Here is a 23,570-nt window from a genome sequence, read left to right as displayed (position 1 = left end):
TGCAGCAACGGCTGAGGGCCGCCCCCGTCCGCGGAGGTGGCCCTCAGCCGTGTCGTTCAGGAGTTTGGCTGGAGCGTGCCGATCTCGATGCCGTTCTCGTCGACGAAGACGAGGTTCTCGCCCTCGAGCGTCGCCTTCACCGCCAGGGACAGCCAGGTGTCGACGCTCTGGCAGGCCATCCGTGTCGTGGCCCACTCCCCGAACGCCACCTGGGTGTCGTTCTGCTCCCAGGTCCCGACCATCCGGTTGCACCCGTCGGTGCCGGTGGCGGTGCCGTCCTCGGCCAGCTCGAGCGAGGCGATCCCCTCGGTGTCCTGCATGCCCCACACGCCTGCGACGTCCTCGACAGGAGCGCTGCCCGCGGAGCCGTCGGCACAGGCCGCCAGCGCCGCACCCGCGAGCGTGACGGCGATGATCGACGCGGTCGCCCGGGATCGGTTCACTCAGACTTCTCCAGCGTCCCGATCTCCTTGCCGCCGTCGCCGAGGATCGTCATCTCGTCGCCGTCGACGGTCGCCGACGCGGCACCCGAGAGCCACGTGTCGACGTCCTCACAGGCCATCATCGTCGCTCCCAGGTCCCCGAAGTCGACCCCGGTCCCGTCGACCTCCCAGGACCCCGTGAGCTGGTTGCAGCCGTCACTGCCGGTGAGACCGCCGTCTTCGGCGAGCTCGAGGTAGACCGGTGGCTTGGAGTCCGTCTGCGTCCACTTCCCCTCGACGTCGGTCCCCGAGAGCTCGGCACCCGAGCCGGAGCTGCTCGCACATCCCGCGAGCGCACCCCCAGCGACGACGACGAGCACGAGGAAACGGGCCGCAGGTCTACGCGAATGCCTCATACCGCCGACGCTAGCGCAGCACGCGCAGGAAAGGCCCCCACTGGCGGTGAGGGCCTTTCCGGGGGCAGATCAGTGCGCGTGCTGGCCGCGGGAGAACTCGAACACCCAGCCGACCAGGCCGATGACGCCGAACGCGATGCCGATGTACGAGAGCCACCAGCCGACCGCGAGGCCGGCGAACGTGAGCGCGCCGGACACGCCGAGCACCAGCGGCCACCAGCTCCACGGGCTGAACACACCCTGGTCGCCGGCGCCCTGCTCGATCTCGCCGAGCGGGTCGTCCTCCGGGCGGTCGTCGATGCGGCGGGACAGGAGCGCGAAGTAGGCGCCGATCATGCCCACCAGGCCGCCGACGAGCGGGATGCCCACGGTGCCGACCGGCTCGCCCTTGCTCCACGCGGCGTAGATCAGCCCGACGGGGACGAAGAACAGCACCCCGTAGAGGAAGAGCTTGGTCTCGAGCTTCATCGGGTGCCCTCCTCGTCGGTGCGCGGCCGGTCGTCGACGATGGTCGCGGACGACTGCTCCTGCTCACCCTTGTCGTTCACCACGCGGTCGGTCGCGACCTCGCTCTCGCCACGCCTGTCGGCCTCCCAGTCCAGCGGGCCCGGGTTGGGCTCGACGTGGTCCATGGCGGCGACCTCGGGGTGGTGCAGGTCGAAGGCGGGGCGCTCGGAGCGGATCCGCGGCAGCGACGTGAAGTTGTGCCGCGGCGGCGGGCAGCTGGTGGCCCACTCGAGCGACGCGCCGTACCCCCAGGGGTCGTCGACCGTGACCAGCGGGGCGTTGCGCCAGGTCGTGTAGACGTTCCAGAGGAACGGCAGCGTCGAGGCGGCGAGGATGACCGCACCGACGGTCGACAGCTGGTTCATCCACGTGAAGCCGTCGTCCGGTGAGTAGTCCGCGTACCGACGCGGCATGCCCTTGACGCCCAGCCAGTGCTGGATGAGGAACGTCGTGTGGAAGCCGATGAACAGCATCCAGAAGTGGATCTTGCCCAGCTTCTCGTCGAGCATCCGGCCCGTCATCTTGGGCCACCAGAAGTAGAAGCCCGCGAACATGGCGAACACCACGGTGCCGAACACGACGTAGTGGAAGTGCGCGACCACGAAGTACGAGTCCGAGAGCGAGAAGTCGAGCGCGGGGCTGGACAGGATGACGCCGGTCAGACCACCAAAGAGGAACGTGACGAGGAAGCCGATGGTCCAGAGCATCGGCGTCTCGAACGTGAGCTTGCCGCGCCACATCGTGCCGATCCAGTTGAAGAACTTCACACCGGTCGGCACCGCGATGAGCATCGTCATGAAGGCGAAGAACGGCAGGAGCACCGAGCCCGTCACGTACATGTGGTGGGCCCACACGGTCACGGACAGGGCGGCGATCGCGATCGTCGCGTAGACCAGACCCTTGTAGCCGAAGATCGGCTTGCGGCTGAACACCGGCAGGATCTCGGTGACGATGCCGAAGAACGGCAGCGCGATGATGTAGACCTCGGGGTGCCCGAAGAACCAGAACAGGTGTTGCCAGAGGATGGCCCCACCGTTCTCGGGGTTGAACACCTGCGCGCCGAGGCGGCGGTCGGCACCGAGGGCGAACAGCGCGGCGGCCAGCGGCGGGAACGCCATGAGTACCAGGAGCGACGTCACCAGGGTGTTCCAGGTGAAGATCGGCATCCGGAACATCGTCATGCCGGGCGCGCGCATGGTGACGATCGTGGTGATGAAGTTGACGGCACCGAGGATGGTGCCGAAGCCGGCGAACGCGAGGCCGAAGACCCAGAGGTCACCACCGAGTCCCGGCGAGTACACGGTGTTCGAGAGCGGTGCGTACGCGAACCACCCGAACGAGGCCGCGCCCTGCGGCGTGAAGAACCCGGCGCCGGCGATCGTTCCGCCGAAGAAGAACATCCAGTACGCGAGCATGTTGAGCCGCGGGAACGCGACGTCGGGCGCGCCGATCTGCAGCGGCATGATCACGTTGGCGAAGCCCGCGAACAGGGGCGTCGCGAACAGCAGCAGCATGATCGTGCCGTGCATGGTGAACGCCTGGTTGTACTGCTCGCGCGACTGGAAGATGTCCATGCCGGGCGCGAACAGCTCGGCGCGGATGAGCAGCGCCAGGATGCCGCCGATGGCGAACCAGACGAACGACGTGATCAGGTACAGGTACCCGATGGTCTTGTGGTCGGTCGAGGTGATCCACTTGATCACCGTGCGCCCGAGGGTCTGGCGCGACGGCGCCAGGCCGGGGATGTGCTCCGCGACGGCGGCCATCAGTTCTCGCCTTCCTTCGGAGCGCTGTCCAGGTCCTGCTGGCGGCTGTACTCGAGACCGAGCGAGCCTTCCTGACCCTGGGCCTTGAGCTCCTCGATGTGCGCGTCGTACTCCTCGCGCGTCACGACCTTCACGTTGAACAGCATCGACGAGTGGTACTCGCCGCAGAGCTCGGCGCACTTGCCCAGGTAGGTGCCCTCCTCGGTGGGGGTGACCTGGAACGTGTTCGTCTTGCCCGGGATCATGTCCATCTTGAACAGGAAGGCGGGGACCCAGAACGAGTGGATGACGTCGCGGGAGTCGAGGGTGAACTCGACCCGCTCGTCGACCGGGAGGTACAGGGTGACCTGGTCCTTCAGCACGCCGGTGCCGGCGGAGCCGACGTTCTGCGCGTGCTGACCGGTGTCGAACGCGTCGTCGTCGAGGTAGTTGAAGTCCCAGCTCCACTGCTTGCCGATGACCTGCACGTGGAGGTCCGGCTCGGCGGAGGTGTCGACGATCGCCGAGGTGTCCCGGTTCGTGTAGTAGAAGAGCACCCCGACCATGATGATCGGCAGGATCACGTACATGACCTCGAGCGGCACGTGGTACCGCAGCTGCACGGGGAGGGTGTCGTCACCCTTGCGCTTCCGGTAGACCGCGACGCACCAGAGCATCAGGCCCCAGGTGATCAGGCCGACGATCAGGGCGGCGATCCACGACCCGACCCACAGGTTGGCGATGCGGCCTGTCTGATCGGTGATCTCGGCGTCCGAGCTGCCGGGCAGGAAGCCTCGCTGCACCTCGGCGGAACAACCGCTGAGGACGACGGCGGCGACGCCAAGCAGGCCGGCCAGCAACAGGGCTGGTCGCCGCGTGCGACGGGGGGTGTCCGGGTGCAACGGGGGACCTCTCACTCGCGTCCCGTCGACGCCCTCGAGCACTGCTGGAGGGAGCCACCCGGGACCTTCGTCCTCGACCCGTGCAGCCTAGCGCGCCGACCACATCCTTTCGTGCTGACGACACCCTTTCGCGACACGGTGTCAGCACCATCACACCGCGAGACCTCCACCGCGTCCGACGATCGCCTGCGACCCGGAAGCCGGTCGTCCCGCGCCTGGTCACGCCTCCGCGGGGTTACGGTGCCCCCGTGAGCAGCAGTCGCGACCTCGAGCCCGACACGTCCGCGGGACCGGGCGCTGTGACGCACGCCACTGCCCGGCGGGCAGTCCTCGACGCCGGCGGCCGGGCGCCGCTGCTGCCGGAGGCCCGGACCGCGTTCCTCGAGGCGCTGGACCAGGGCTGGGCCGATCCGCGACGGCTGCACGCTGAGGGCCGGCGCGCGCGCATGCTGCTCGACGGCGCGCGCGAGGCGATCGCCTCCGTGGTCGGCGCGCGGACCGAGGAGGTCGACCTCGCTCCCTCCCACACGGCCGCTCTGCACGGGGCGGTCCGAGCGGTGGCCCGCGGTCGGCGCCGCACCGGGACGCAGGTCGTCGTCGGTGCGGTCGAGCGGGCGGCCGTGCTGAACGCCGCGGACTTCGTCGGTGCCCGGGTGACGGTCGGCGTGGACCGCGACGGCCGGGTCGACGCCGACGCGTTCAGCGACGCCCTCGCGCAGCCGGGTGTCGCGCTCGCCGCGCTGCAGCACGCGAACGGTGAGGTGGGCACCCTCCAGCCCGTCGACGCGGTGCACGCCGCCGCCCGTGCCGCGGGTGTGCCCCTCCTCGTCGACGCGGGTGCCAGCCTGGGTCACGTGGACGTCGGAGCCACCTGGGACCTGCTCGCCGCCGACGCGGGCGACTGGGGCGGCCCGGCGGGGCTCGGCGTGCTGGTGACCCGCTCCGGGGTCCGGCGCTCGCCCGACTGGCCCGAGGACGAGGACCGCTGGTTCCCCGGCGGCGTGAGCGTGCCCGCTGCGCTCGCCGCGGCGGTCGCGCTGCAGGTGGCCGTCTCGACGCGGTCGGCCGACGACGCCTCCCGACGCCTCCTCGTGGAGACGATCCGGACGCGCGTGGCCGCCGAGGTCCCCGACGTCGAGGTCGTCGGGCACCCGGTCGATCGCCTGCCCCACGTCGTCACGTTCTCGTGCCTCTACGTCGAGGGCGAGGCGTTGCTGTCCGCGCTGGACGCACGCGGGTTCGCGGTCGGTTCGGGGTCCGCCTGCACGTCGAGCGCCCTCGAGCCGAGCCACGTGCTCGCGGCCATGGGCGCCCTGACGCACGGCAACATCCGGCTGGCGCTCCCCCGTGGCACCCAGGAGGAGGACGTCGAGCGGTTCCTCGCCGAGCTGCCGGGGATCGTCGCCGGAGTGCGGGAGGCCTGGGGGGTCGGCGGCCTGTGATCACGGTGGACGCCCGCGGGCTGCGCTGCCCGGCGCCGGTGATCCGGCTGGCCCGTGCGGCGGCCGACGCCCCACCAGGTTCGGAGCTCACCGTGCTCGCCACGGATCCCGCCGCGGTGCACGACGTGCCCGCGTGGGCGCGGATGCGCGGGCACGCGATGGTCGGCGCCACCGAGCACGACGGCGTCCACACGCTCACCGTGCGGACGCACGCATGACGACGGCCCGGTCCCCGAGGGGATCCGGGCCGTCGCCGGTTGCTCAGCTCAGCTGAACGAGCCGCCGCACGCGCAGGCGCTGCCGGCGTTCGGGTTGTCGATCGTGAAGCCCTGCTTCTCGATCGAGTCGGCGAAGTCGATCGTCGCGCCCTCGAGGTACGGGACGCTCATGCGGTCGACGACGACCTCGACACCGTCGTAGTCCTTGACGACGTCGCCGTCGAGGACACGCTCGTCGAAGTACAGCTGGTAGATCAGGCCGGAGCAGCCACCGGGCTGGACGGCGACACGGAGACGGAGGTCGTCGCGGCCTTCCTGCTCGAGGAGGCTGCGGACCTTCGAGGCGGCGAAGTCGGTGAGGAGGACGCCGTGCGTCTCGGTCGCGGTCTCGGTCGCGGTGGTCTCGCTCATGGTCTCTCCTGGGTGCTCGCTGGACAGCACTTCTGTTGCGTCAACCTCTGGCAACAGAGCCGGCCCCGAGGTTGTTCCCCTCCAGGGTACGACCCCGACGACGACATCCCGCTCAACGTGACCAGGTTCTCGCCACGCGGGCCGCGCGGGCCGCGAGGGTCTCCGCGGGCGCGGCCAGCGCGGCGGCGACCTGCTCGGGGCTCTCACCGACCGCGTAGGCGGCCGTGATCCCCGCGGCCGACAGCTCGCGGCGGCCGACCAGCACCTCCCCCGCGACGACGACGGTCGGGACGGCGTGGGCCAGCGCACGCGACGCCACCTCGGACGCGACCTTCCCGTGCAGGGACTGCCAGTCGAAGCGGCCTTCCCCGGTGACGACGACGTCGTGGTCCGCGATGAGCGTGTCGAGCCCCACGGCGTCGGCGACGAACACGGAACCGGGTACCAGCCGCGCGCCGAGCAGCGCCAGCCCGAACCCGAGCCCGCCCGCAGCCCCCGCGCCGGGTGCCGCCGCCAGACGTGAGGTCGCCGAGGTGGCACGCGCGCCGGCGAGCAGGTCGGGGCGGACCGCATCCCCCAGGGCGGCTGTCGCGGCGTGCGCGAAGTGTCCGAGCGCGCGCTCCAGGTCTTGCGCCTGCTCCGGCGTCGCACCCTTCTGCGGGGCGAAGCCGGCGCTCGCACCGTGCAGTCCGAGCAGCGGGACGTCGACGTCCGTCGCCACCACCAGCTCGACGCCGCGCAGCCGGGCGCGCAGGTCGCGCAGCCCGGCCAGGTCGTCCGGCGTCACCGACCCGAGCGACCCGCCCCCGGAGTCCAGCAGGTCGCCGGGCCCGTCGAGGCCGAGGGCGCGGGCGAGCCCGACGAGGGCGCCCGCTCCGCCGTCGTTGGTCGCGGAGCCGCCGAGACCGACGACGACGCGGCGGGCCCCGAGGTCGAGCGCGGCTGCCACCAGCTCACCGGCGCCGCGGCTCGAGGTGCGCGTCGGGTCGCGGAGCTCGGCCGGCACCAGCGGCAGGCCGATCGCCTGAGCGGACTCGAGGTAGACCGTCGTCCCCACCCGCAGGATCACGGCGGGCACCGGCACACCGACCGGCGAGGTCACGGTCACCGCGACCAGCTCGCCGCCGAGGGACGCGTGCAGGACCGCGACGAACCCCGGTCCGCCGTCCGACAGCGGGCACACCGTGACCTCGTCGCGCGGCGCCGTCGATCGCCACGCCCCGGCGATGGCCTGGGCGGCCTCGTCGGCCGTGAGGCTCGAGCCGAAGCTGTCGGGGGCGATGAGCACGCGCACGCCGTGCATCGTGGCACGGCGGCCGACCGCGAACGCACCGTCACCGTGTGGGAAGATCGCGACGTGAGCGTGAGCACCTTCTCCGAGCCGGCTCCGTCGGCCCTCCTGCTGCTGGGACGCGGCGTCGACCTCGACTCCGAACGTGGCGTCGAGTGCGTCGGCGGCCTGCCCGCACCGAGCGACCCCGACCTGGTCGAGCGCGCCCGCGCGGCCCGTGCGGCCCTCGGCAGCCGCGCCTTCGTCCTCGGGCACCACTACCAGCGCGACGAGGTCATCGAGTTCGCCGACGTCACCGGCGACTCCTTCAAGCTCGCGCGCGAGGCCGCGGCCCGGCCCGAGGCCGAGTTCATCATCTTCTGCGGCGTGCACTTCATGGCCGAGTCCGCCGACATCCTCACGTCCGACCAGCAGCAGGTGATCCTCCCGGACCTCGCGGCGGGCTGCTCCATGGCGGACATGGCGGCCATCGACCAGGTCGAGGACGCGTGGGACGTGCTGATCGACGCCGGCGTCGCCGAGTCGACCGTGCCCGTGACCTACATGAACTCCGCGGCGTCGATCAAGGCGTTCACCGGCCGCCACGGCGGGACGATCTGCACGTCGTCCAACGCGCACGTCGCTCTGCGCTGGGCGTTCGACAAGGTCGGCGGCGTGGCCGGCACCGGCAAGGTGCTGTTCATGCCCGACCAGCACCTCGGCCGCAACACCGCGGTCCAGCAGCTGGGCCTGTCGCTCGACGACTGCGTCGTGTTCGACCCGCGCAAGCCGGGCGGCGGTCTGACCACCCAGCAGCTGCGCGACGCGCGGATGATCCTGTGGCGCGGCCACTGCTCGGTGCACGGCCGGTTCTCGGTCCGGAACGTCACCGACATGCGGGCGGCGGTGCCCGACGTCACCGTGATCGTGCACCCCGAGTGCCAGCACGAGGTGGTCCTCGCGGCGGACCTGGTGGGCTCGACCGAGTACATCGTCAAGGCGCTCGACGCCGCCGCGCCGGGCAGCTCCTGGGCCGTCGGCACCGAGCTCAACCTGGTGCGCCGGCTCGCCGCCGCGCACCCGGACAAGAACATCCACTACCTCGACTCCACGGTCTGCTTCTGCTCGACCATGAACCGCATCGACCTGCCGCACCTGGTGTGGGCGATGGAGTCGCTGGTGGCGGGCCGGCCGGTCAACCGGATCGTCGTGGACGCCGACGACGCGCACTGGGCACGCGTGGCACTCGACCAGATGCTCGCGCTGCCGGGCTACTGAGCATGCCGACGGGGCACCACCTGCGGGTGGGCATCTTCGTGTTCGACGACGCCGAGGAGCTGGACGTCGTCGGGCCGTACGAGGTCCTGTCCGCCTGGGCGAACGTCTCCGAGCTGCGGCCCGAGGTGGTGACCTTCTCGCGGGACGGCAGCGGGATCCGCTGCGCCAAGGGACTGCGGCTCGTCCCGGACACCGGCGCGGACGACGTCGGCCCCCTGCACGTCCTGGTGTACCCGGGAGGCTTCGGCACTCGTGCGCTGCTGCGCGACGCCGCTCATCTCGACTGGGTGCGCGCGACGCGTGCCACCACTGCCCTGATGGCCAGCGTCTGCACCGGAGCGCTCGTGTACGCGGCCGCGGGCCTGCTCTCGGGCCGCCCGGCGACCACGCACTGGAGCGCGTTCGACGAGCTCGCCGTGATCGACCCCAGCGTGCTGCTGGACACCGAGGCCCGGTTCGTCGACGACGGTGACGTGGTCACCTCGGCAGGCGTGTCCGCGGGGATCGACATGGCCCTGCACCTGGTCGCCCGGCTCGAGTCGGTCGACGTCGCGCGCGCCGTGCGCCGCGAGATCCAGTACGACCCCGAGCCGCCGGTCTGACCGGGACCTACCGTTCCCGTCGTACCTACCCGCGGGTAACATCCGGCGGATGACCCGGATGATCCAGCTCGCCCTGGCCACGACCCGCCCCCGCCGTGCCATCCCCGGGCAGGGTCTGTTCGACCCCTCCCTCACGCGCCTGCGGGTGCGCCTGGGCGACCTCGACTTCTACCGGCACGTGAACAACGGCGTCTACCTGCAGATGATGGACGTGGCACGCAGCAACTTCCTCGCCGACCTCGGCGCGTTCCCGCTGCTCAACAACCGCGGCTGGTACCCCGTCGTCGCGTCGTCGACCATCTCCTACCGCCGCTCCCTCACGCTGGGCCAGCGCTTCGAGATCAGCACCCGGCTGCTCGGCTGGGACCCTCGCTGCGCGTACCTCGAGCAGACCTTCACCCGCCGGGGCGAGCATGTGGCCCGCGGCGTGATCGCCGGCCGGTTCCTCGCCCGGGACGGGTCCCGCGTGCCGGCCCCGGACGTCATCGACCTGCTGGGCACGCACGACGGCCCCTCGCCCGAGCTCCCCGCGGAGGTGCAGGCGTGGGCCGAGGCCGTCGGCGTCGCCCACCGCGAGACCGCCTGACGCTCAGCCGGCCGCGAGCCGCTCCAGCAGCAGCGCCTCGGCCAGCACGACCTTCTCCAGCTCCCCCAGGTGCACCGACTCGTTGGCGCCGTGGGCGCGGGAGTCGGGGTCCTCGACGCCGGTGACCAGGATCGCCGCGTCCGGGTAGACGTCCAGCAGGTCGGCGATGAACGGGATGGACCCGCCCACGCCGATGTCCACGGGCTCGGTCCCCCACGACTGCGCGAACGCCCAGCGCGCGGCCTGCATCGCGCTGGAGTCGGCCGGCGCCTGGAACGGCTTGCCCTGCTCGCCGTCGGTCACGGTGACCCGTGCACCGAACGGGGCATGACCCTCCAGGTGGGCACGCAGGGCAGCCATCGCCTCCGACGGGTCCTGCCCCGGAGCGATGCGGACCGAGAGCTTGGCCGACGCCCGTGGGGTGATGGTGTTCGACGCGCTGGCGACGCGGGGGGCGTCGAAGCCGATGACGCCGATCGCCGGACGCGTCCACAGCCGGGCGGTGATCGGTCCGGTGCCCGCCAGCCGGACCCCGTCCAGCAGGCTGGTGTCGGCGCGGAACGCCGCCTCGTCGTAGTCGACCGAGGGGTCGGGGGCGTGCACGAGGCCCTCGACCGCGACGTTGCCGTCGTCGTCGTGCAGGGTCGTGATCAGGCGGGCGAGCAGGGTCGGCGCGTCGAGGACCGGGCCGCCGAACATCCCGGAGTGGATGGCGTGCTCGAGCACGGCGACCTCGACGACGCAGTCGACCAGACCGCGCAGCGACGTGGTCAGGCCCGGCACCCCGACGGCCCAGTTGGACGAGTCGGCGACGACGATGACGTCCGCCTCGAGCAGGTCGCGGTAGGTGTGCAGGAAGCCGGCGAAGGTCGGCGAACCGATCTCCTCCTCGCCCTCGATGAAGACGGTCACGCCCACGCCGAGCTCGTCGCCGAGCACGCGCAGCGCGCCGACGTGCGCGATGACACCGGCCTTGTCGTCGGCGGCGCCCCGGCCGAACAGCCGTCCGCCGCGCTCGGTCGGCTCGAACGGCGGGCTGTCCCAGTCGGCGTCGTCGCCGGGCGGCTGGACGTCGTGGTGCGCGTACAGCAGGACGGTCGGTGCGCCCTCGGGGGCGGGTCGGCGGCCGACGACCGCCGGCGCACCACCCGGGACGGAGAGCACCTGCACGTCGTCGATGCCGGCGCCGCGCAGGAGCGCCACGACGGCGTCCGCGCTCGCCGCGACGTGCGCCTGGTCGAACTCGGCGTTGGACACGCTCGGGATCCGGACGAGGTCCTCGAGGTCGGCGCGCAGTGCGCCGAACGCGGAGGCGGTCCTGGACCGCAGGGCGTCCGTGCGGTCGCCGGGGAGGACGGAGGAGAGGGGGGAGGCGTCGGTCACGGACAGGCACGCTACTCGACTACCCTGGCGGGGTGTTCGGACGCAGCAACGACCCCCAGCCCGTGACTCCCGCCCTGACGGAGAGCACCCCGCCCTCGGACGCGGGCAAGGGCCGCCCGACACCGAAGCGCAAGGTCTCCGAGGCCGCGAACAAGCGCCCGCTGGTGGCTCCGACCACCAAGAAGGCCGGCCGCGAGCAGGCCAAGGCACAGCGCGACATCGAGTACCGCGCGATGCAGACCGGCGACGAGCGCAACATGCCGCTCAAGGACCGCGGGCCCGTGCGCCGGTACATCCGCGACGCCGTCGACGCCCGCTGGAACCTCGGCGAGTTCTTCCTGCCGGTGGCGGCGGTGTTCCTCGTCATCCAGTTCGCGCTCGCCAAGACCGGCTTCGCGGTGTTCGCGATCCTGGCCCTGTACATCTACATCATCGCGGCGGTCATCGACGGCTGGCTGATGTGGCGCAGCGTGAAGAAGCGGCTGATCGCCAAGTTCGGGATCGAGCAGATCCCCCGCGGCGCGGCGATGTACGGCGTCCTGCGGGCGTTCCAGATCCGCCCGTCGCGCATGCCCAAGCCGCAGGTCAAGCACGGGCAGCGACCCGCCTGACGCCGCCGTAGGGTGGCGGCCATGGTTTCCTACCGCTACCTGGGCCGTTCCGGCCTGAAGATCACCGAGATCACCTACGGCAACTGGCTCACGCACGGCTCGCAGGTGGAGAACGACACCGCGAAGGCCTGTGTGCGCGCCGCGCTCGACGCGGGCATCACCAGCTTCGACACCGCCGACGTCTACGCCAACACCAAGGCCGAGACCGTCCTCGGCGAGGCGCTGAAGGGCGAGCGGCGCCAGTCGCTCGAGATCTTCACCAAGGTCTACTGGCCCACCGGCCCCGGCGGCGCCAACGACAGCGGGCTGTCGCGCAAGCACATCCTCGAGTCGATCGACGGCTCCCTGCAGCGCCTCCAGACCGACTACGTGGACCTCTACCAGGCACACCGGTACGACGAGTCGACGCCGCTCGAGGAGACGATGCAGGCGTTCGCCGACGTCGTGCGCGCCGGCAAGGCCCTGTACATCGGCGTCTCGGAGTGGACCGCCCCGCAGATCCGCGCCGGGCACGCGCTGGCCAAGGACCTCGGCGTCCAGCTCATCTCGAACCAGCCGCAGTACTCCGCGCTGTGGCGGGTCATCGAGGGCGAGGTCGTCCCCACGTCGGCCGAGCTCGGCGTCTCCCAGATCGTCTGGTCCCCCGTCGCCCAGGGCGTGCTCACCGGCAAGTACAAGCCGGGTCAGGCACCGCCCGCCGGGTCGCGGGCGACCGACGACAAGGGCGGGGCCCGGATGATCGGGCGCTTCCTGGAGAAGCCGGACGTGCTGCAGCGGGTGCAGGACCTCACGCCCGTGGCCGACGAGCTCGGCCTGTCGCTGGCGCAGCTGGCCGTGGCGTGGGTGCTGCAGAACGAGAACGTCGCCGCCGCGATCATCGGCGCGTCGCGCCCGGAGCAGGTCACCGAGAACGTCAAGGCGTCCGGGGTGACCATCCCGGCGGAGCTGCTGGCGCGGATCGACACGATCCTGGGCGACTCGGTGGTCTCCGACCCTGCCGAGACCGCGAGGAACGCACCGCCCGCCCGCTGACCGGCGAGCCGGCCCCGGACTCTGTCCGGGGCCGGCTCCCGCTCACACCGCGACCGGCTCCTCGACCCGGACCTCGGCCACGGTGAGCCACGCCAGGAACACGTGCACGAGCGGGCCGATCGCGAGCGCGTAGGCCAGCGTCGCGAACCCGACCGTCCCGCCCAGCACCCAGCCGACCGCGACGACGGCGACCTCGATGCTCGTCCGGACCAGCCGCACGGACCGCCCGGTCCGGCGCACGAGCCCGGTCATCAGGCCGTCGCGCGGTCCGGGACCGAGGCGGGCACCGACGTACAGGCCGGTCGCCAGCCCGTTGAGCACGATGCCGCCGACCGCGAGCGCGATGCGGACGCCCATCGCGTCGTGCAGGCCCCCGAGCAGGGTCAGGAACGGGTCCACGAGCACGCTGATGACCACCACGTTCGCGACCGTGCCGATCCCGGGGCGCTGCCGCAGCGGGATCCAGCACGCGAGGACGACCAGGCCGACCAGCAGCGTCACCGTGCCGAACGACAGGTCGGTGTGGCGGACGATCCCCTGGGTGAGGACGTCCCACGGCATGCTGCCCAGGCCGGCGTCGACGAGCATCGCGATCGACAGGGCATAGAGGACGAGACCGGCGAGCAGCTGCACGCCTCGACGCACGGGACGCGCGTCGGGAGCGGTCCACGTCGGCACCGCGCGAGCATACGTGCGCTCGTCGCGGGCGCTCACGGGCGCTGCTCGAACCAGTGGGCGTGCGACGCCGGCGGTGGCCGGTGCCCCAAGCCGTCCTGTCGGACGACGTGGGCGAGTGCGACGACGAGGCTCGCGAGGATCAGCAGGACGGGTATCCACATGCTCATGGTCGGCAATGCTGGGCCACTCTTGGCTATTCTTTCCATAGCCACTTCTGCCATAGTGGCCTCGTGACAATCTCCGACTTGCCCGCCGACCGGCGGATCAGTGGCCACCGCCTCGGCGCCGTGCTCGGTGCGTGGCAGCGTCCCGGGCCGGCGTACCTGGCGCTGGCGGACGCCGTGCGCGCCGCGATCCTGTCCGGCACGGTGCCGCTGAGCACCCGGCTACCCAGCGAACGCGAGCTCGCCGACGCCGCGGGTGTGTCCCGCACGACGACCACCGCCACCTACGGCCTGCTCCGCGACGAGGGCTACCTGGTGAGCCGCCGAGGCTCGGGCACGGTCACCACCCTGCCGTCCGGCCCGGGCGCTCGCGTCTCCATGGCGGAGTCCGTCAGGGACGAGCCGGGGATCGTCGACCTCGCGATGGCGGCACCGTCGGCCCCGTCGTCGCTGCACGGCGCGTACCTGGCCGCTCTCGACGCGCTCCCCCGCCACATGGCCGGCACCGGCTACTCGCCCCAGGGGCTGCTTGTCCTGCGGGAGGCGATCGCGCGCTGGTACACGCAGCGCGGCACGCCGACGACGCCCGACCAGCTGCTGGTGACCACCGGCGCCCAGCAGGCCATCCATCTCCTGGTCAACGCGCACGCCGGTCCCGGGGACCGGGTGGTCGTCGAGCACCCCACCTACCCCCACGCGATCGACGTGGTGCGGGCCGCGGGCGCCCGACCGGTGCCGGTGCCCTCCGGCGAGACCGGCCTCGACATCGACCTGCTCGAGTCGACCCTGCGTCAGGTGGCGCCGCGGCTGGTCTACCTGATCCCCACCCACCGCAACCCCACAGGCACGAGCCTGAGCGACGAGGACCGTGCCCGGGTGCGCGCGCTCGCGCGCCGGTACCGCACGGCGATCATCGGCGACGAGGTGCTGGCGGAGCTGACGATGGACGGCCCGACGCCCGGGTCGTTCGCGGGCGACGGGACCGCCGCCGCCTACGTGGTCTCGGTCGGCTCGGCCTCGAAGAGCTTCTGGGGCGGCCTCCGCGTCGGCTGGGTCCGGGCGCACCCCGACCTGGTCGCCCGCCTCGCGGCGTCCCGGGCGCACGTCGACATCGGGACACCTGCGCTCGAGCAGCTGGTGGTCACCGAGCTCCTCGCGCACTCGGACGACCTGCTCGCCCGACGACGGGACGCCCTGCGGGAGCGCCGAGACCTGCTCGTCGGCCTGCTGCTGGACCAGCTGCCGTCGTGGCAGTTCGAGATCCCCGCGGGTGGCCTGTCGCTCTGGGCCGACCTCGGTGCACCGGTGTCGAGCGCGCTCGCCGCGATCTCCACCCGGCACGGGGTGCGGGTGGTGCCCGGAACCGCGTTCGGGGTGGACGGCAGCTTCGAGCGGAACCTGCGGCTGCCGTTCAGCGCGTCGGCCGACGACCTGCGGCGCGCGGTGGCCGGGCTCGCCGACGCGTGGGCGGGGCTGGGCGTGACCGAGCCGGTCGCGGGACCCGCTCGGGTCCACGCGATGGTGTGAACGAGGTCAGATCAGCGGGAGCGTGATCGTCGGGGTCGCCTGGCTGCCCTCGTGCAGCAGGTGCACGGCCTGGACACCCTGGGCGGCCAGCGTGCGCCAGTGCTCGCCGATCCACTGCTCGGCGTCGTACTGGGTGGTGAACACCGGGCTCACGGGCCGGTCGAGCACCGAGCCGTCAGCGCCGTCGAAGCGCCACTCCCACTGCGGCCGCAGGACCATCAGGCGACCGCCTTCCGACGCGCAGGAACGCGGAGCGCCTCGTCCGCCGCGAGCGCGCGGGCGATCCGGGTCGCGTACGCCGGCCCCTCGTAGATGAGGCCCGTGTAGCCCTGCACGAGGGTCGCGCCGACCGCCAGGTACTCGCGCGCGTCGGCGGGGGTCGTGATGCCGCCGACGCCGATGATCACGGCGTCGGGACCGAGGCGGCTGCGCAGGCGGGCGACCACGTCGAGCCCACGGGCCAGCACCGGAGGACCGGACAGGCCACCGGGTCCGAGCTCGTGACCGATGGTCGTGTTGACCGCGACGATCCCGTCCAGGCCCAGCTCGGCGGCGAGCTCGGCCACCGCGTCGACGTCGTCGTCGGACAGGTCGGGGGCGATCTTCACCAGCAGCGGCACGGGCGCGAGCCCCCCGGCGGCCGTCGCCTCGTCGGCGGCCACGCGGGTGGCCTCGAGGATGGGGCGCAGCGCCTCCACCGACTGCAGGTCCCGCAGTCCTGGGGTGTTCGGCGAGGACACGTTGACCACCAGGTAGTCCGCGTACAGGGCGAGCCGTCCGGCGCTGGTCGCGTAGTCCGCGGCCGCGTGCTCGGCGGGCGTGGTCTTGGTCTTGCCGATGTTCACGCCGACCACCAGCCGCCGGCCCGCCGGGGTCGCCCGCAGGCGACGGAGCCGGGCCGCCACGGCCGCGGACCCCTCGTTGTTGAAACCCATCCGGTTGCGCAGAGCCCGCTGGTCGAGCACGCGCCAGAGCCGCGGCGGCTCGTTGCCGGGCTGCGCCTGCGCGGTGACGGTGCCCACCTCGACGAACCCGAAGCCGAGCATGACCAGCCCGGCCACGCCGACCGCGTTCTTGTCGAAGCCGGCGGCCAGCCCGAACCGGGAGGGGAACCGGCGGCCCCACACCTCCACGGACCCGCGGTCGGAGGCCCGGAACGCGCGACGCACGACGTCACGCAGCAGCGGGACCTGTGCCACCACGCGGATCAGCCGGAACGCGACCTCGTGGGCGCGCTCGGGGTCCATGCGCCGGAAGACGAGGTCGAACAGCAGGCGGTACACGTTTCTCACCCTAGGTCGTCAGACGCAGCCGGCACGTCGGCCGTCCGCCCGGTGCGCCACAGCCAGAGGAGCCCGAGGAACGGCAGGAGCAGGGGAACGTAGCCGTAGCCCTGACCGAACGCCGACCAGACGGTCTCGTCGGGGAAGTCGCCGACGTCCACGAGCGAGAGCACGCCGACCGTCAGGACGCCGACCATCTCGATCGAGACCGCCCACCACGCGAGCGTGCGCCGGTCGGTGGCCAGCGCGATCGTCGCGACGACGTACACCAGCCCGGCGCCGAGCGACAGGAGGTACGCGACCGGCGCCTCGTCGAGCTTGGTGGCCACCTGGTAGATGCCGCGGGCCGTCGCGGCGAGCGCGAGGATCCCGTACACCGCGACGAGCAGCCGGCCGGGGCCGCTGCCCGTCCGGCGCGAGCGAGCCGTTCGGTCGGTCACACGGTCCCCCAGATCTGGAGCAGTCGGTACTCGAGGAAGGCCACGGTCAGCGCCGCGACGAGAAGGACGACCGAGCTCCACCGCGTGCGCTCGGCGAACGCCCAGGCGGCCGCGATCGGCAGGACGAGCAGCTGGGTGAGCACGTAGCCCCACAGCAGGACACCGTCCACGTCCGGCGACCCGGTGGCGGCGAGGACGCCCGCGATCGCGGCCTGGAGCACGAGCACGCCCTCGACGACAGCGGCGCCCCACAGCTGACGCAGGACGACTGCCCGGTCCCGGACGACGAACCAGAGGGCCCAACCGCCGAGCGCCAGGCACAGGGCGACGACGAGCAGTGCGAGGGGGACGATCACGGTGCCCCACCGTACCGGCGCCGCACGAGAGGTCCGTGCACCGACCTATCATCGAGCCGTGACCGTCTCGCTGACCTCCCAGGACCCTGCCCGCCTCGCCGTCGACGCCCTGGTCGTCGCGGTCGCCCAGCAGGACGGCGCTGCCGCCGTCCTGGGCGCCGAGCGCCTCCCCAAGGAGCTGCGCGCCCAGCTGGCCGACGCCGCCGCCCTCGGGATCACCGGTGTGGCCGACGAGGTCCGCCGCCTGCCCGGCACCGGCCTGGCCGCCACGGTCCTCGTCCTCACCGGTGTCGGCCCCGCCGACAAGGTCACCCCCGAGGTGCTCCGCCGCGCGGCCGGTGCCGCGACGCGCGAGCTCGCCGGCACCGCCCGCGTGGCGCTCGCCCTCCCCGCCGACGACGTCGCGTCCGTCGCGGCCGTCGCCGAGGGCGCCCTGCTGGGCGCCTACTCCTTCACCCGCTACCGCGCGTCGGAGGCGGCCAAGCAGGCGCCCGTCGCCGCGATCCAGATCGTCACCGCGCACCCCCGTGACCGCGCGGCCGTCGCCGCCGTCGCCCGCGCCGAGGTGATCGCGGCCGCCGTCCACGGCACCCGCGACCTGGTGAACGCCGCCCCGAACGACCTGTACCCGGCCGCGTTCGCCGAGGCTGCGAAGACGTCTGCCAAGGACTCGGGCGCCAAGGGCCTGAAGATCACCGTGCTCGACGACAAGGCGCTCGCCGCCGGGGGCTACGGCGGCCTCATCGGGGTCGGTCAGGGCTCGGTCCGCGGTCCCCGCCTGGTCAAGGTGGCCTACTCGCCGTCGCGTCCGAAGGTGAAGGTCGCTCTCGTCGGCAAGGGCATCACGTTCGACTCCGGCGGCATCTCGATCAAGCCCGCCGCCGGCATGGAGGCCATGAAGTCCGACATGGCCGGCGCGGCCGCGGTGCTGCACACGGTCATCGCAGCCGCCCGCCTCGAGCTGCCCGTCGCGGTCACGGGCTGGCTGTGCCTCGCGGAGAACATGCCGTCCGGCACCGCCCAGCGCCCGTCCGACGTGCTGACCATCCGCGGAGGCAAGACCGTCGAGGTGCTCAACACCGACGCCGAGGGACGCCTCGTGATGGCCGACGGTCTCGTGGCCGCCGTCGAGGAGAAGCCCGACGTCGTCATCGACATCGCGACCCTGACCGGTGCGCAGCTGATCGCCCTCGGCCACCGCGTGTCCGCCGTGATGGGCACCGACGACGTCCGCGGCGAGGTCGTCGCGGCGGCGCAGGCCAGCGGCGAGCAGTTCTGGCCGATGCCGCTGCCCGCCGACCTGCGCGCCGGCCTGAAGTCGAAGGTCGCGGACATCGCGAACATCAGCGACCGCTTCGGCGGCATGCTCACGGCCGGGATCTTCCTGCAGGAGTTCGTCGGGACGACGCCGTGGGCGCACCTCGACATCGCGGGACCGGCGTACAACGAGCGGTCGGCGCACGGGTACACCCCCGTGGGCGGCACCGGCGTCGGCGTCCGGACGCTGCTGGCCCTGCTGGAGGGACGCGCCCCGGCGGTCTAGGCGTGCTTGCGCTTGTGCGCGAGCCGCTGCCGCGAATTCCAGTCCCGGAACCGCTGCGGGTAGCCGGTCCGCTGGACGTCGTAGACGGGGATGCCCAGGTCGCGCGCCAGCTGCCACGCCGTCTTCGGGTCCGGCACCCGGCGCCGCGTCCACTCGCCGTCGGTCGCGACGAGCATCATCGTCGTCGGGGTGTCGTGGGTCTGCGGCTCCACGTAGGCCTCGACGCCGACGCGCGTGGCGACGAAGTCGCGCAGGTGCGCCACGGTCGCGGCGCGCGCGTCCCGATCCGTCGGCGCGTCGGTGGCGGCCGGCTTGCGGCGCGAGAACAGGCCCATGGCGCACGAGGGTAGCCTGCGAGCCTGTCGAACCGGGGGGTGTTCGCGCCGGACGGAACATCAGTCATGGGACGACTGTTCGGAGTGTCACATGGTCGTGCGCGTCGTCCAGGTCGTTCCCTGCGTGCAGGGATGACAGGATGGTCGGCAAGCTCGAGACCACCAAGTCTGCGTATGAGGAGTCTGCACGTGGCCGACACGAACGGCACCGCTTTCGACATCGTCGTCCTGGGCGGAGGCAGTGGCGGCTACGCCGCTGCGCTGCGCGCCGCACAGCTGGGGAAGTCTGTCGCCCTGGTCGAGGCCGACAAGGTGGGCGGCACCTGCCTCCACTACGGCTGCATCCCGACCAAGGCGCTGCTGCACGCAGCCGAGCTGGCGGACAACGCCCGCGACGGTGCGCACTTCGGGGTGCACACCACGCTCGACCGGATCGACATGGCCGGGGTGAACGAGTACAAGTCCACCGTCATCGGCCGGCTCTACAAGGGCCTGCAGGGGCTCATCAAGTCCCGCAAGATCACCGTGTTCGAGGGCTTCGGCAAGCTGGTCGGCCCCGACACGGTCGAGGTCAACGGCGAGCGCATCACCGGCGGGCACGTCATCATCGCCACCGGCTCCTACGCCCGCTCGCTGCCCGGTCTGGAGATCGGCGGCCGCGTCATCACCTCCGACCAGGCCCTGCAGCTGGACTGGGTGCCGAAGTCGGCGATCATCCTCGGCGGCGGCGTCATCGGCTCGGAGTTCGCCAGCGTCTGGAAGTCCTTCGGCGCGGACGTCACGATCATCGAGGCGCTCCCCCACCTGGTCCCCAACGAGGACGAGGCGCTGTCCAAGGCGTTCGAGCGCGCGTTCCGCAAGCGCGGGATCAACTTCAACGTGGGCGTCCGGTTCTCCGGCGTGACGCAGGACGACAACGGCGTGCACGTCTCGCTCGAGGACGGCAAGACGTTCGACGCCGACCTCCTGCTGGTCGCCGTCGGCCGCGGACCGCGCACCTCCGGCGTCGGCTTCGAGGAGCAGGGCATCACCCTCGACCGCGGCTTCGTCATCACCGACGAGCGCCTGCACACCGGCGTCGGAAACGTCTACGCGGTCGGCGACATCGTCCCCGGCCTGCAGCTCGCGCACCGCGGGTTCGCGCAGGGCATCTTCGTCGCCGAGGAGATCGCGGGCCTCAAGCCCGCCGCCATCGTCGAGTCGGGCATCCCGCGCGTGACGTACTCCGATCCCGAGGTCGCCTCGGTGGGCCTCACGGAGGCGCGCGCCAAGGAGGTCCACGGTGCGGACGCGGTGGAGACGCTCGAGTACAACCTGGGCGGCAACGGCAAGAGCCAGATCCTCGGCACGCAGGGCTTCATCAAGCTCGTCCGCCAGAAGGACGGTCCCGTCGTCGGCGTGCACATGATCGGCGCTCGCGTCGGCGAGCTCATCGGCGAGGGCCAGCTCATCGTGAACTGGGAGGCCTATCCCGAGGACGTCGCCTCCCTCGTGCACGCCCACCCCACGCAGAACGAGGCCCTCGGGGAGGCGCACCTCGCGCTCGCCGGCAAGCCGCTGCACGCCCACAACTGACCTACGGATCGAAGGAGACACGAGCGGTCATGTCCGACAACGTGCAGCTGCCCGCACTCGGTGAGTCCGTCACCGAGGGGACCGTCACCCGCTGGCTGAAGAACGTGGGCGACACGGTGGAGGTCGACGAGCCGCTGCTCGAGATCTCCACCGACAAGGTCGACACCGAGATCCCGTCGCCGTTCGCCGGCGTGCTGGAGCAGATCCTGGTCCAGGAGGACGAGACCGTCGAGGTCGGCGCCACGCTGGCCGTCATCGGCTCCGGCGAGGGTGCCTCGACGCAGGAGTCCGCCCCGGCCGAGCAGCCCGCCGCCGAGGAGCCCGCCGCCGAGCAGGCACCGGCGGAGGAGCCCGCCGCCGAGGCCGCTCCTGCGGAGCAGCCGGTGGAGGAGCACGAGGAGCCGGCCGCCGCGCCTGCAGCCGCCTCCGCCGAGGGCGCTGCCGGCGAGAACGTCACCCTGCCCGCACTGGGCGAGTCCGTCACCGAGGGCACCGTCACACGCTGGCTCAAGGCCGTCGGCGACGAGGTCGCGGTCGACGAGCCGCTGCTCGAGATCTCCACCGACAAGGTCGACACCGAGATCCCGTCGCCCTTCGCCGGCACGCTCCAGCAGATCCTGGTCCAGGAGGACGAGACCGTCGAGGTCGGCGCCGTGCTCGCCGTCATCGGCTCCGGCGCTGCTGCCTCGACGCCCGCGCCCGCCGAGAAGGCACCCGAGCCCGAGAAGGCTCCAGAGCCGCAGGCCGCTCCGGAGCCCGCAGCCGAGCAGGAGGCCGCCCCCGCGGCGGCCCCCGCCCCGGTCCCGGCGACCCCCACCCCAGCCCCGGTCCCCGCCACCCCTGCCGCTGCGCCCGCGGCCGCGGCGGTGTCCGGCACCTACCTGACCCCGCTCGTCCGCAAGCTCGCGGCCGACAAGGGCGTGGACGTCGCGTCTCTCGTCGGCACCGGCGTCGGCGGTCGCATCCGCAAGGAGGACGTGCTCGACGCCGCCGCCAAGGCAGAGGCCGAGAAGGCCGCCGCCGAGGCCGCGAAGGCTCAGCCCGCTGCCGCCGCACCGGCGGCCGCGGCTCCGGCCCCGAAGGCCGCGTCGGTCCCGGCCGTGTCCCCGCTGCGGGGCACCACCGAGAAGGCCAGCCGGCTGCGCCAGATCATCGCCGAGCGGATGGTCGACGCCCTGCACTCGCAGGCGCAGCTGACCACCGTGGTCGAGGTGGACGTGACCCGGGTCGCCAGGCTGCGCGCCAAGGCGAAGGAGGACTTCAAGGCACGCGAGGGCGTCAACCTCACGTTCCTGCCGTTCTTCGTCCTGGCCGCGATCGAGGGCCTCAAGGCCTTCCCGAAGATCAACGGCGTGCTCGAGGGCAACCAGATCACTTACCACGCCCAGGAGAACGTCGGCATCGCGGTCGACACCGAGAAGGGCTTGCTCGTCCCGGTGATCCGCGACGCGGGAGACCTCAACCTCGCGGGGATCTCGCGCAAGATCGTGGACCTGGCCGGACGCACGCGCCAGAACAAGGTCACGCCCGACGAGCTCAGCGGCGCCACGTTCACCGTGACGAACACGGGCTCCGGCGGCGCGATCATCGACACGCCGATCGTTCCCGGCGGCACGTCGGCGATCCTCGGTACGGGCGCGATCGTCAAGCGCCCCGTGGTGATCCAGGACGCGGACGGCGCCGAGGTCATCGCGATCCGGTCGATGTGCTACCTGTCGCTGTCGTACGACCACCGCCTGGTCGACGGCGCCGACGCGTCGCGCTACCTCACCGCGGTGAAGAACCGCATCGAGGAGGGCGCATTCGAGTCCGAGGTCGGACTCTGACGCGCTAGCACCTGACGCACCACGACGGCCCGGGCCCCGCACAGGGGACCGGGCCGTCGTGCGTGCGCTCCCGCCGGGCCGGGAAGACCGGGCGACCTTAGGGTGAGCGCCATGCAGGTCGTCATCGCCGGGTCGCACGGCTTCATCGGAAGCGCCCTCGTCCCCCACCTCCGCAGCGGTGGCCACACCGTCCGCACGCTCGTGCGAGGCGCGGCCGCGCGCCCGTCGGAGATCGCGTGGGACCCCGACGCCGGTCGACTCGACCCCACGTCGCTCGCGGACGCCGACGCGGTCATCAACCTCGCCGGCGTCAACCCGGGCAGGTGGCCGCTGACCACGTCGCGCAAGAGGGCCGTGCTGTCCTCACGGCTGCGGACCACGGGGCTCCTCGCCCGGACGCTCGCCGGGCTCGACGGCGGCGGCCCGCAGGTCATGCTCCAGGCCTCGGGGATCGGCGCGTACGGCTCGCGCGGCGAGGACCTGCTCGACGAGGACGAGCCGCTCGGAAGCACGTTCTTCGCGAACGTGGTGCGGCAGTGGGAGTCCGCGACCGCACCGGCCCAGGACGCCGACGTCCGGGTGGCGCACCTGCGGACCGGCATCGTGCTCGGGCAGGGCGGCGGCGCCCTCGGACCGCTGCTGCCGCTGATCAAGGCGGGGCTCGGGGGCCGACTCGGCTCGGGGAAGCAGTTCTGGCCCTGGATCACGCTGCTCGACCAGGTCCGCGCCATCGAGCACCTGCTGACCGCCCCCGTGCACGGCCCCGTCAACCTGGTGACCAAGCCTGCGCGCAACGCCGACGTCGTCTCCGCGCTGGCCTCGGCGATGCACCGGCCGGCCATCATCCCCGTGCCGGCGTTCGCCCTGCGCCTGCTGCTCGGCGACTTCTCGTCCGAGGTGCTGGGCTCCATCCGCGCGATCCCGGCCGTCCTCGACGCCACCGGCTTCCAGCCCACGCACTCCGACCTCCGGGCTGCCGCCGACTGGGTTGCGCAGCGCGACTGACGCCGTCACCGCC

At 72.4% G+C, this 23,570-nt stretch carries 27 protein-coding genes; 12 read left to right on the top strand and 15 right to left on the bottom strand.

All coding sequences use genetic code 11. The annotated features are described in order from the left end of the window. Nucleotides 1-56: 56 nt before the first annotated feature. The 5 genes from AC1DXT_RS13075 to ctaC all read right to left on the bottom strand — a co-directional run bounded on the left by AC1DXT_RS13075 (nt 57) and on the right by ctaC (nt 3,992). The gene (locus AC1DXT_RS13075; protein WP_421741214.1) at nt 57-443 is read right to left on the bottom strand and encodes an META domain-containing protein; all 387 of its coding nucleotides are present in this window, start codon (nt 441-443) and stop codon (nt 57-59) included. Beyond that, nucleotides 440-838: an META domain-containing protein gene (locus AC1DXT_RS13070; protein WP_477061744.1), complete on the bottom strand. Its 399-nt coding sequence runs from the start codon at nt 836-838 to the stop codon at nt 440-442. Before AC1DXT_RS13070 ends, AC1DXT_RS13075 begins: the two co-directional genes overlap by 4 nt. A gap of 69 nt (nt 839-907) precedes the next feature. Beyond that, complete coding sequence (locus AC1DXT_RS13065) at nt 908-1,306, bottom strand: cytochrome c oxidase subunit 4 (RefSeq protein ID WP_477061743.1); 399 nt, start codon at nt 1,304-1,306, stop codon at nt 908-910. After that, nucleotides 1,303-3,111, bottom strand: coding sequence for an aa3-type cytochrome oxidase subunit I (ctaD, locus tag AC1DXT_RS13060; protein ID WP_057210931.1), 1,809 nt, complete (start codon nt 3,109-3,111; stop codon nt 1,303-1,305). The genes AC1DXT_RS13065 and ctaD overlap by 4 nt, the downstream gene beginning before the upstream one ends. Beyond that, entirely contained in the window at nt 3,111-3,992 is an 882-nt protein-coding gene (gene ctaC / locus AC1DXT_RS13055) for an aa3-type cytochrome oxidase subunit II (protein ID WP_477061907.1), read from the bottom strand. The genes ctaD and ctaC overlap by 1 nt, the downstream gene beginning before the upstream one ends. A gap of 248 nt (nt 3,993-4,240) precedes the next feature. On the opposite strand from ctaC, the gene AC1DXT_RS13050 reads away from it, so the two are divergent. Next, complete coding sequence (locus AC1DXT_RS13050; RefSeq protein WP_477061742.1) at nt 4,241-5,434, top strand: cysteine desulfurase family protein; 1,194 nt, start codon at nt 4,241-4,243, stop codon at nt 5,432-5,434. Further along, entirely contained in the window at nt 5,434-5,652 is a 219-nt protein-coding gene (locus AC1DXT_RS13045; RefSeq protein ID WP_477061906.1) for a sulfurtransferase TusA family protein, read from the top strand. The genes AC1DXT_RS13050 and AC1DXT_RS13045 overlap by 1 nt, the downstream gene beginning before the upstream one ends. Nucleotides 5,653-5,700: 48 nt before the next feature. Here AC1DXT_RS13045 and erpA read toward each other — a convergent pair whose 3' ends face one another. Further along, nucleotides 5,701-6,063 (bottom strand): iron-sulfur cluster insertion protein ErpA, encoded by a 363-nt coding sequence (gene erpA, locus AC1DXT_RS13040; protein ID WP_056090589.1) that lies wholly within the window; start codon nt 6,061-6,063, stop codon nt 5,701-5,703. 112 nt (nt 6,064-6,175) lie between these two features. Next, nucleotides 6,176-7,366, bottom strand: a complete 1,191-nt coding sequence (locus tag AC1DXT_RS13035) for a glycerate kinase family protein (protein WP_477061741.1) — start codon at nt 7,364-7,366, stop codon at nt 6,176-6,178. A gap of 54 nt (nt 7,367-7,420) precedes the next feature. Here AC1DXT_RS13035 and nadA point away from each other — a divergent pair, with 54 nt between their 5' ends. Genes nadA through AC1DXT_RS13020 form a run of 3 tightly spaced genes read left to right on the top strand, consistent with a single transcriptional unit; the run spans nt 7,421 to nt 9,799 of the window. After that, entirely contained in the window at nt 7,421-8,611 is a 1,191-nt protein-coding gene (nadA, locus tag AC1DXT_RS13030) for a quinolinate synthase NadA (protein WP_477061740.1), read from the top strand. A gap of 2 nt (nt 8,612-8,613) precedes the next feature. Then, a complete protein-coding gene (locus AC1DXT_RS13025; protein WP_477061739.1) occupies nt 8,614-9,213 on the top strand; it encodes a DJ-1/PfpI family protein in 600 nt (199 codons plus the stop codon). A 49-nt stretch (nt 9,214-9,262) separates the two neighbouring features. Then, nucleotides 9,263-9,799 (top strand): acyl-CoA thioesterase, encoded by a 537-nt coding sequence (locus AC1DXT_RS13020; RefSeq protein WP_477061738.1) that lies wholly within the window; start codon nt 9,263-9,265, stop codon nt 9,797-9,799. A gap of 3 nt (nt 9,800-9,802) precedes the next feature. Here the strand turns inward: AC1DXT_RS13020 and AC1DXT_RS13015 are convergent, their stop codons facing one another. After that, the gene (locus AC1DXT_RS13015; RefSeq protein WP_477061905.1) at nt 9,803-11,188 is read right to left on the bottom strand and encodes a M20/M25/M40 family metallo-hydrolase; all 1,386 of its coding nucleotides are present in this window, start codon (nt 11,186-11,188) and stop codon (nt 9,803-9,805) included. Between the two features lie 26 nt (nt 11,189-11,214). Between AC1DXT_RS13015 and AC1DXT_RS13010 the strand changes: the two genes are divergently transcribed. Next, nucleotides 11,215-11,793 (top strand): DUF3043 domain-containing protein, encoded by a 579-nt coding sequence (locus AC1DXT_RS13010; RefSeq protein WP_477061737.1) that lies wholly within the window; start codon nt 11,215-11,217, stop codon nt 11,791-11,793. Nucleotides 11,794-11,814: 21 nt separating this feature from the next. Beyond that, nucleotides 11,815-12,825, top strand: coding sequence for an aldo/keto reductase family protein (locus AC1DXT_RS13005; RefSeq protein WP_477061736.1), 1,011 nt, complete (start codon nt 11,815-11,817; stop codon nt 12,823-12,825). A 42-nt stretch (nt 12,826-12,867) separates the two neighbouring features. Here the strand turns inward: AC1DXT_RS13005 and yczE are convergent, their stop codons facing one another. Together yczE and AC1DXT_RS12995 are read right to left on the bottom strand one after the other, a co-directional pair. After that, nucleotides 12,868-13,539 (bottom strand): membrane protein YczE, encoded by a 672-nt coding sequence (gene yczE, locus AC1DXT_RS13000; RefSeq protein ID WP_477061735.1) that lies wholly within the window; start codon nt 13,537-13,539, stop codon nt 12,868-12,870. Further along, nucleotides 13,536-13,670, bottom strand: a complete 135-nt coding sequence (locus AC1DXT_RS12995; protein WP_477061734.1) for a hypothetical protein — start codon at nt 13,668-13,670, stop codon at nt 13,536-13,538. Before AC1DXT_RS12995 ends, yczE begins: the two co-directional genes overlap by 4 nt. A 63-nt stretch (nt 13,671-13,733) precedes the next feature. On the opposite strand from AC1DXT_RS12995, the gene yczR reads away from it, so the two are divergent. Next, on the top strand, nt 13,734-15,194 hold the full coding sequence (gene yczR / locus AC1DXT_RS12990; RefSeq protein ID WP_477061733.1) for a MocR-like transcription factor YczR: 1,461 nt from the start codon (nt 13,734-13,736) through the stop codon (nt 15,192-15,194). A gap of 6 nt (nt 15,195-15,200) precedes the next feature. Here yczR and AC1DXT_RS12985 read toward each other — a convergent pair whose 3' ends face one another. From AC1DXT_RS12985 to AC1DXT_RS12970, 4 genes are read right to left on the bottom strand one after another with little or no spacing between them, the layout of a single operon-like run. Then, nucleotides 15,201-15,413: a hypothetical protein gene (locus AC1DXT_RS12985; protein WP_477061732.1), complete on the bottom strand. Its 213-nt coding sequence runs from the start codon at nt 15,411-15,413 to the stop codon at nt 15,201-15,203. After that, on the bottom strand, nt 15,413-16,477 hold the full coding sequence (locus AC1DXT_RS12980) for a quinone-dependent dihydroorotate dehydrogenase (RefSeq protein WP_477061731.1): 1,065 nt from the start codon (nt 16,475-16,477) through the stop codon (nt 15,413-15,415). Before AC1DXT_RS12980 ends, AC1DXT_RS12985 begins: the two co-directional genes overlap by 1 nt. A gap of 5 nt (nt 16,478-16,482) precedes the next feature. After that, nucleotides 16,483-16,917, bottom strand: coding sequence for a hypothetical protein (locus AC1DXT_RS12975; protein ID WP_056090553.1), 435 nt, complete (start codon nt 16,915-16,917; stop codon nt 16,483-16,485). Further along, on the bottom strand, nt 16,914-17,273 hold the full coding sequence (locus tag AC1DXT_RS12970) for a hypothetical protein (RefSeq protein WP_477061730.1): 360 nt from the start codon (nt 17,271-17,273) through the stop codon (nt 16,914-16,916). The genes AC1DXT_RS12975 and AC1DXT_RS12970 overlap by 4 nt, the downstream gene beginning before the upstream one ends. 58 nt (nt 17,274-17,331) lie before the next feature. Between AC1DXT_RS12970 and AC1DXT_RS12965 the strand changes: the two genes are divergently transcribed. Continuing rightward, entirely contained in the window at nt 17,332-18,816 is a 1,485-nt protein-coding gene (locus AC1DXT_RS12965; protein WP_477061729.1) for a leucyl aminopeptidase, read from the top strand. On the opposite strand, the gene AC1DXT_RS12960 is transcribed toward AC1DXT_RS12965, so the two are convergent. Then, nucleotides 18,813-19,151 carry an oxidoreductase gene (locus AC1DXT_RS12960; RefSeq protein ID WP_477061728.1) on the bottom strand — a complete coding sequence of 113 codons (339 nt, stop codon included), beginning with the start codon at nt 19,149-19,151 and terminating at the stop codon, nt 18,813-18,815. The genes AC1DXT_RS12965 and AC1DXT_RS12960 overlap by 4 nt on opposite strands. A 189-nt stretch (nt 19,152-19,340) precedes the next feature. Here AC1DXT_RS12960 and lpdA point away from each other — a divergent pair, with 189 nt between their 5' ends. The 3 genes from lpdA (at nt 19,341) to AC1DXT_RS12945 (ending at nt 23,557) form a co-directional block, all read left to right on the top strand. After that, nucleotides 19,341-20,726: a dihydrolipoyl dehydrogenase gene (lpdA, locus tag AC1DXT_RS12955; RefSeq protein ID WP_477061727.1), complete on the top strand. Its 1,386-nt coding sequence runs from the start codon at nt 19,341-19,343 to the stop codon at nt 20,724-20,726. Between the two features lie 29 nt (nt 20,727-20,755). Next, nucleotides 20,756-22,552 carry a 2-oxoglutarate dehydrogenase, E2 component, dihydrolipoamide succinyltransferase gene (gene sucB / locus AC1DXT_RS12950; protein ID WP_477061726.1) on the top strand — a complete coding sequence of 599 codons (1,797 nt, stop codon included), beginning with the start codon at nt 20,756-20,758 and terminating at the stop codon, nt 22,550-22,552. A gap of 111 nt (nt 22,553-22,663) precedes the next feature. Continuing rightward, nucleotides 22,664-23,557, top strand: a complete 894-nt coding sequence (locus AC1DXT_RS12945; protein WP_477061725.1) for a TIGR01777 family oxidoreductase — start codon at nt 22,664-22,666, stop codon at nt 23,555-23,557. The last annotated feature ends 13 nt before the right edge of the window (nt 23,558-23,570 follow it).

The sequence above is a fragment of the Cellulomonas sp. P1_G12_2 genome (assembly GCF_056405535.1).
The sequence above is the reverse complement of the archived record's forward strand: the minus strand, read 5'-3'. Positions and strand labels throughout refer to the sequence as shown.

Excerpts from the sequence above, each read along its gene's own strand:
- AC1DXT_RS13070 (WP_477061744.1), bottom strand. The coding sequence starts at position 838 with ATGAGGCATTCGCGTAGACCTGCGGCCCGTTTCCTCGTGCTCGTCGTC.
- AC1DXT_RS13065 (WP_477061743.1), bottom strand. The coding sequence starts at position 1,306 with ATGAAGCTCGAGACCAAGCTCTTCCTCTACGGGGTGCTGTTCTTCGTC.
- ctaD (WP_057210931.1), bottom strand. The coding sequence starts at position 3,111 with ATGGCCGCCGTCGCGGAGCACATCCCCGGCCTGGCGCCGTCGCGCCAG.
- erpA (WP_056090589.1), bottom strand. The coding sequence starts at position 6,063 with ATGAGCGAGACCACCGCGACCGAGACCGCGACCGAGACGCACGGCGTC.
- AC1DXT_RS13035 (WP_477061741.1), bottom strand. The coding sequence starts at position 7,366 with ATGCACGGCGTGCGCGTGCTCATCGCCCCCGACAGCTTCGGCTCGAGC.
- AC1DXT_RS13025 (WP_477061739.1), top strand. The coding sequence starts at position 8,614 with ATGCCGACGGGGCACCACCTGCGGGTGGGCATCTTCGTGTTCGACGAC.
- AC1DXT_RS13020 (WP_477061738.1), top strand. The coding sequence starts at position 9,263 with ATGACCCGGATGATCCAGCTCGCCCTGGCCACGACCCGCCCCCGCCGT.
- AC1DXT_RS13005 (WP_477061736.1), top strand. The coding sequence starts at position 11,815 with ATGGTTTCCTACCGCTACCTGGGCCGTTCCGGCCTGAAGATCACCGAG.
- AC1DXT_RS12995 (WP_477061734.1), bottom strand. The coding sequence starts at position 13,670 with ATGAGCATGTGGATACCCGTCCTGCTGATCCTCGCGAGCCTCGTCGTC.
- AC1DXT_RS12985 (WP_477061732.1), bottom strand. The coding sequence starts at position 15,413 with ATGGTCCTGCGGCCGCAGTGGGAGTGGCGCTTCGACGGCGCTGACGGC.
- AC1DXT_RS12960 (WP_477061728.1), bottom strand. The coding sequence starts at position 19,151 with ATGGGCCTGTTCTCGCGCCGCAAGCCGGCCGCCACCGACGCGCCGACG.
- sucB (WP_477061726.1), top strand. The coding sequence starts at position 20,756 with ATGTCCGACAACGTGCAGCTGCCCGCACTCGGTGAGTCCGTCACCGAG.
- AC1DXT_RS12945 (WP_477061725.1), top strand. The coding sequence starts at position 22,664 with ATGCAGGTCGTCATCGCCGGGTCGCACGGCTTCATCGGAAGCGCCCTC.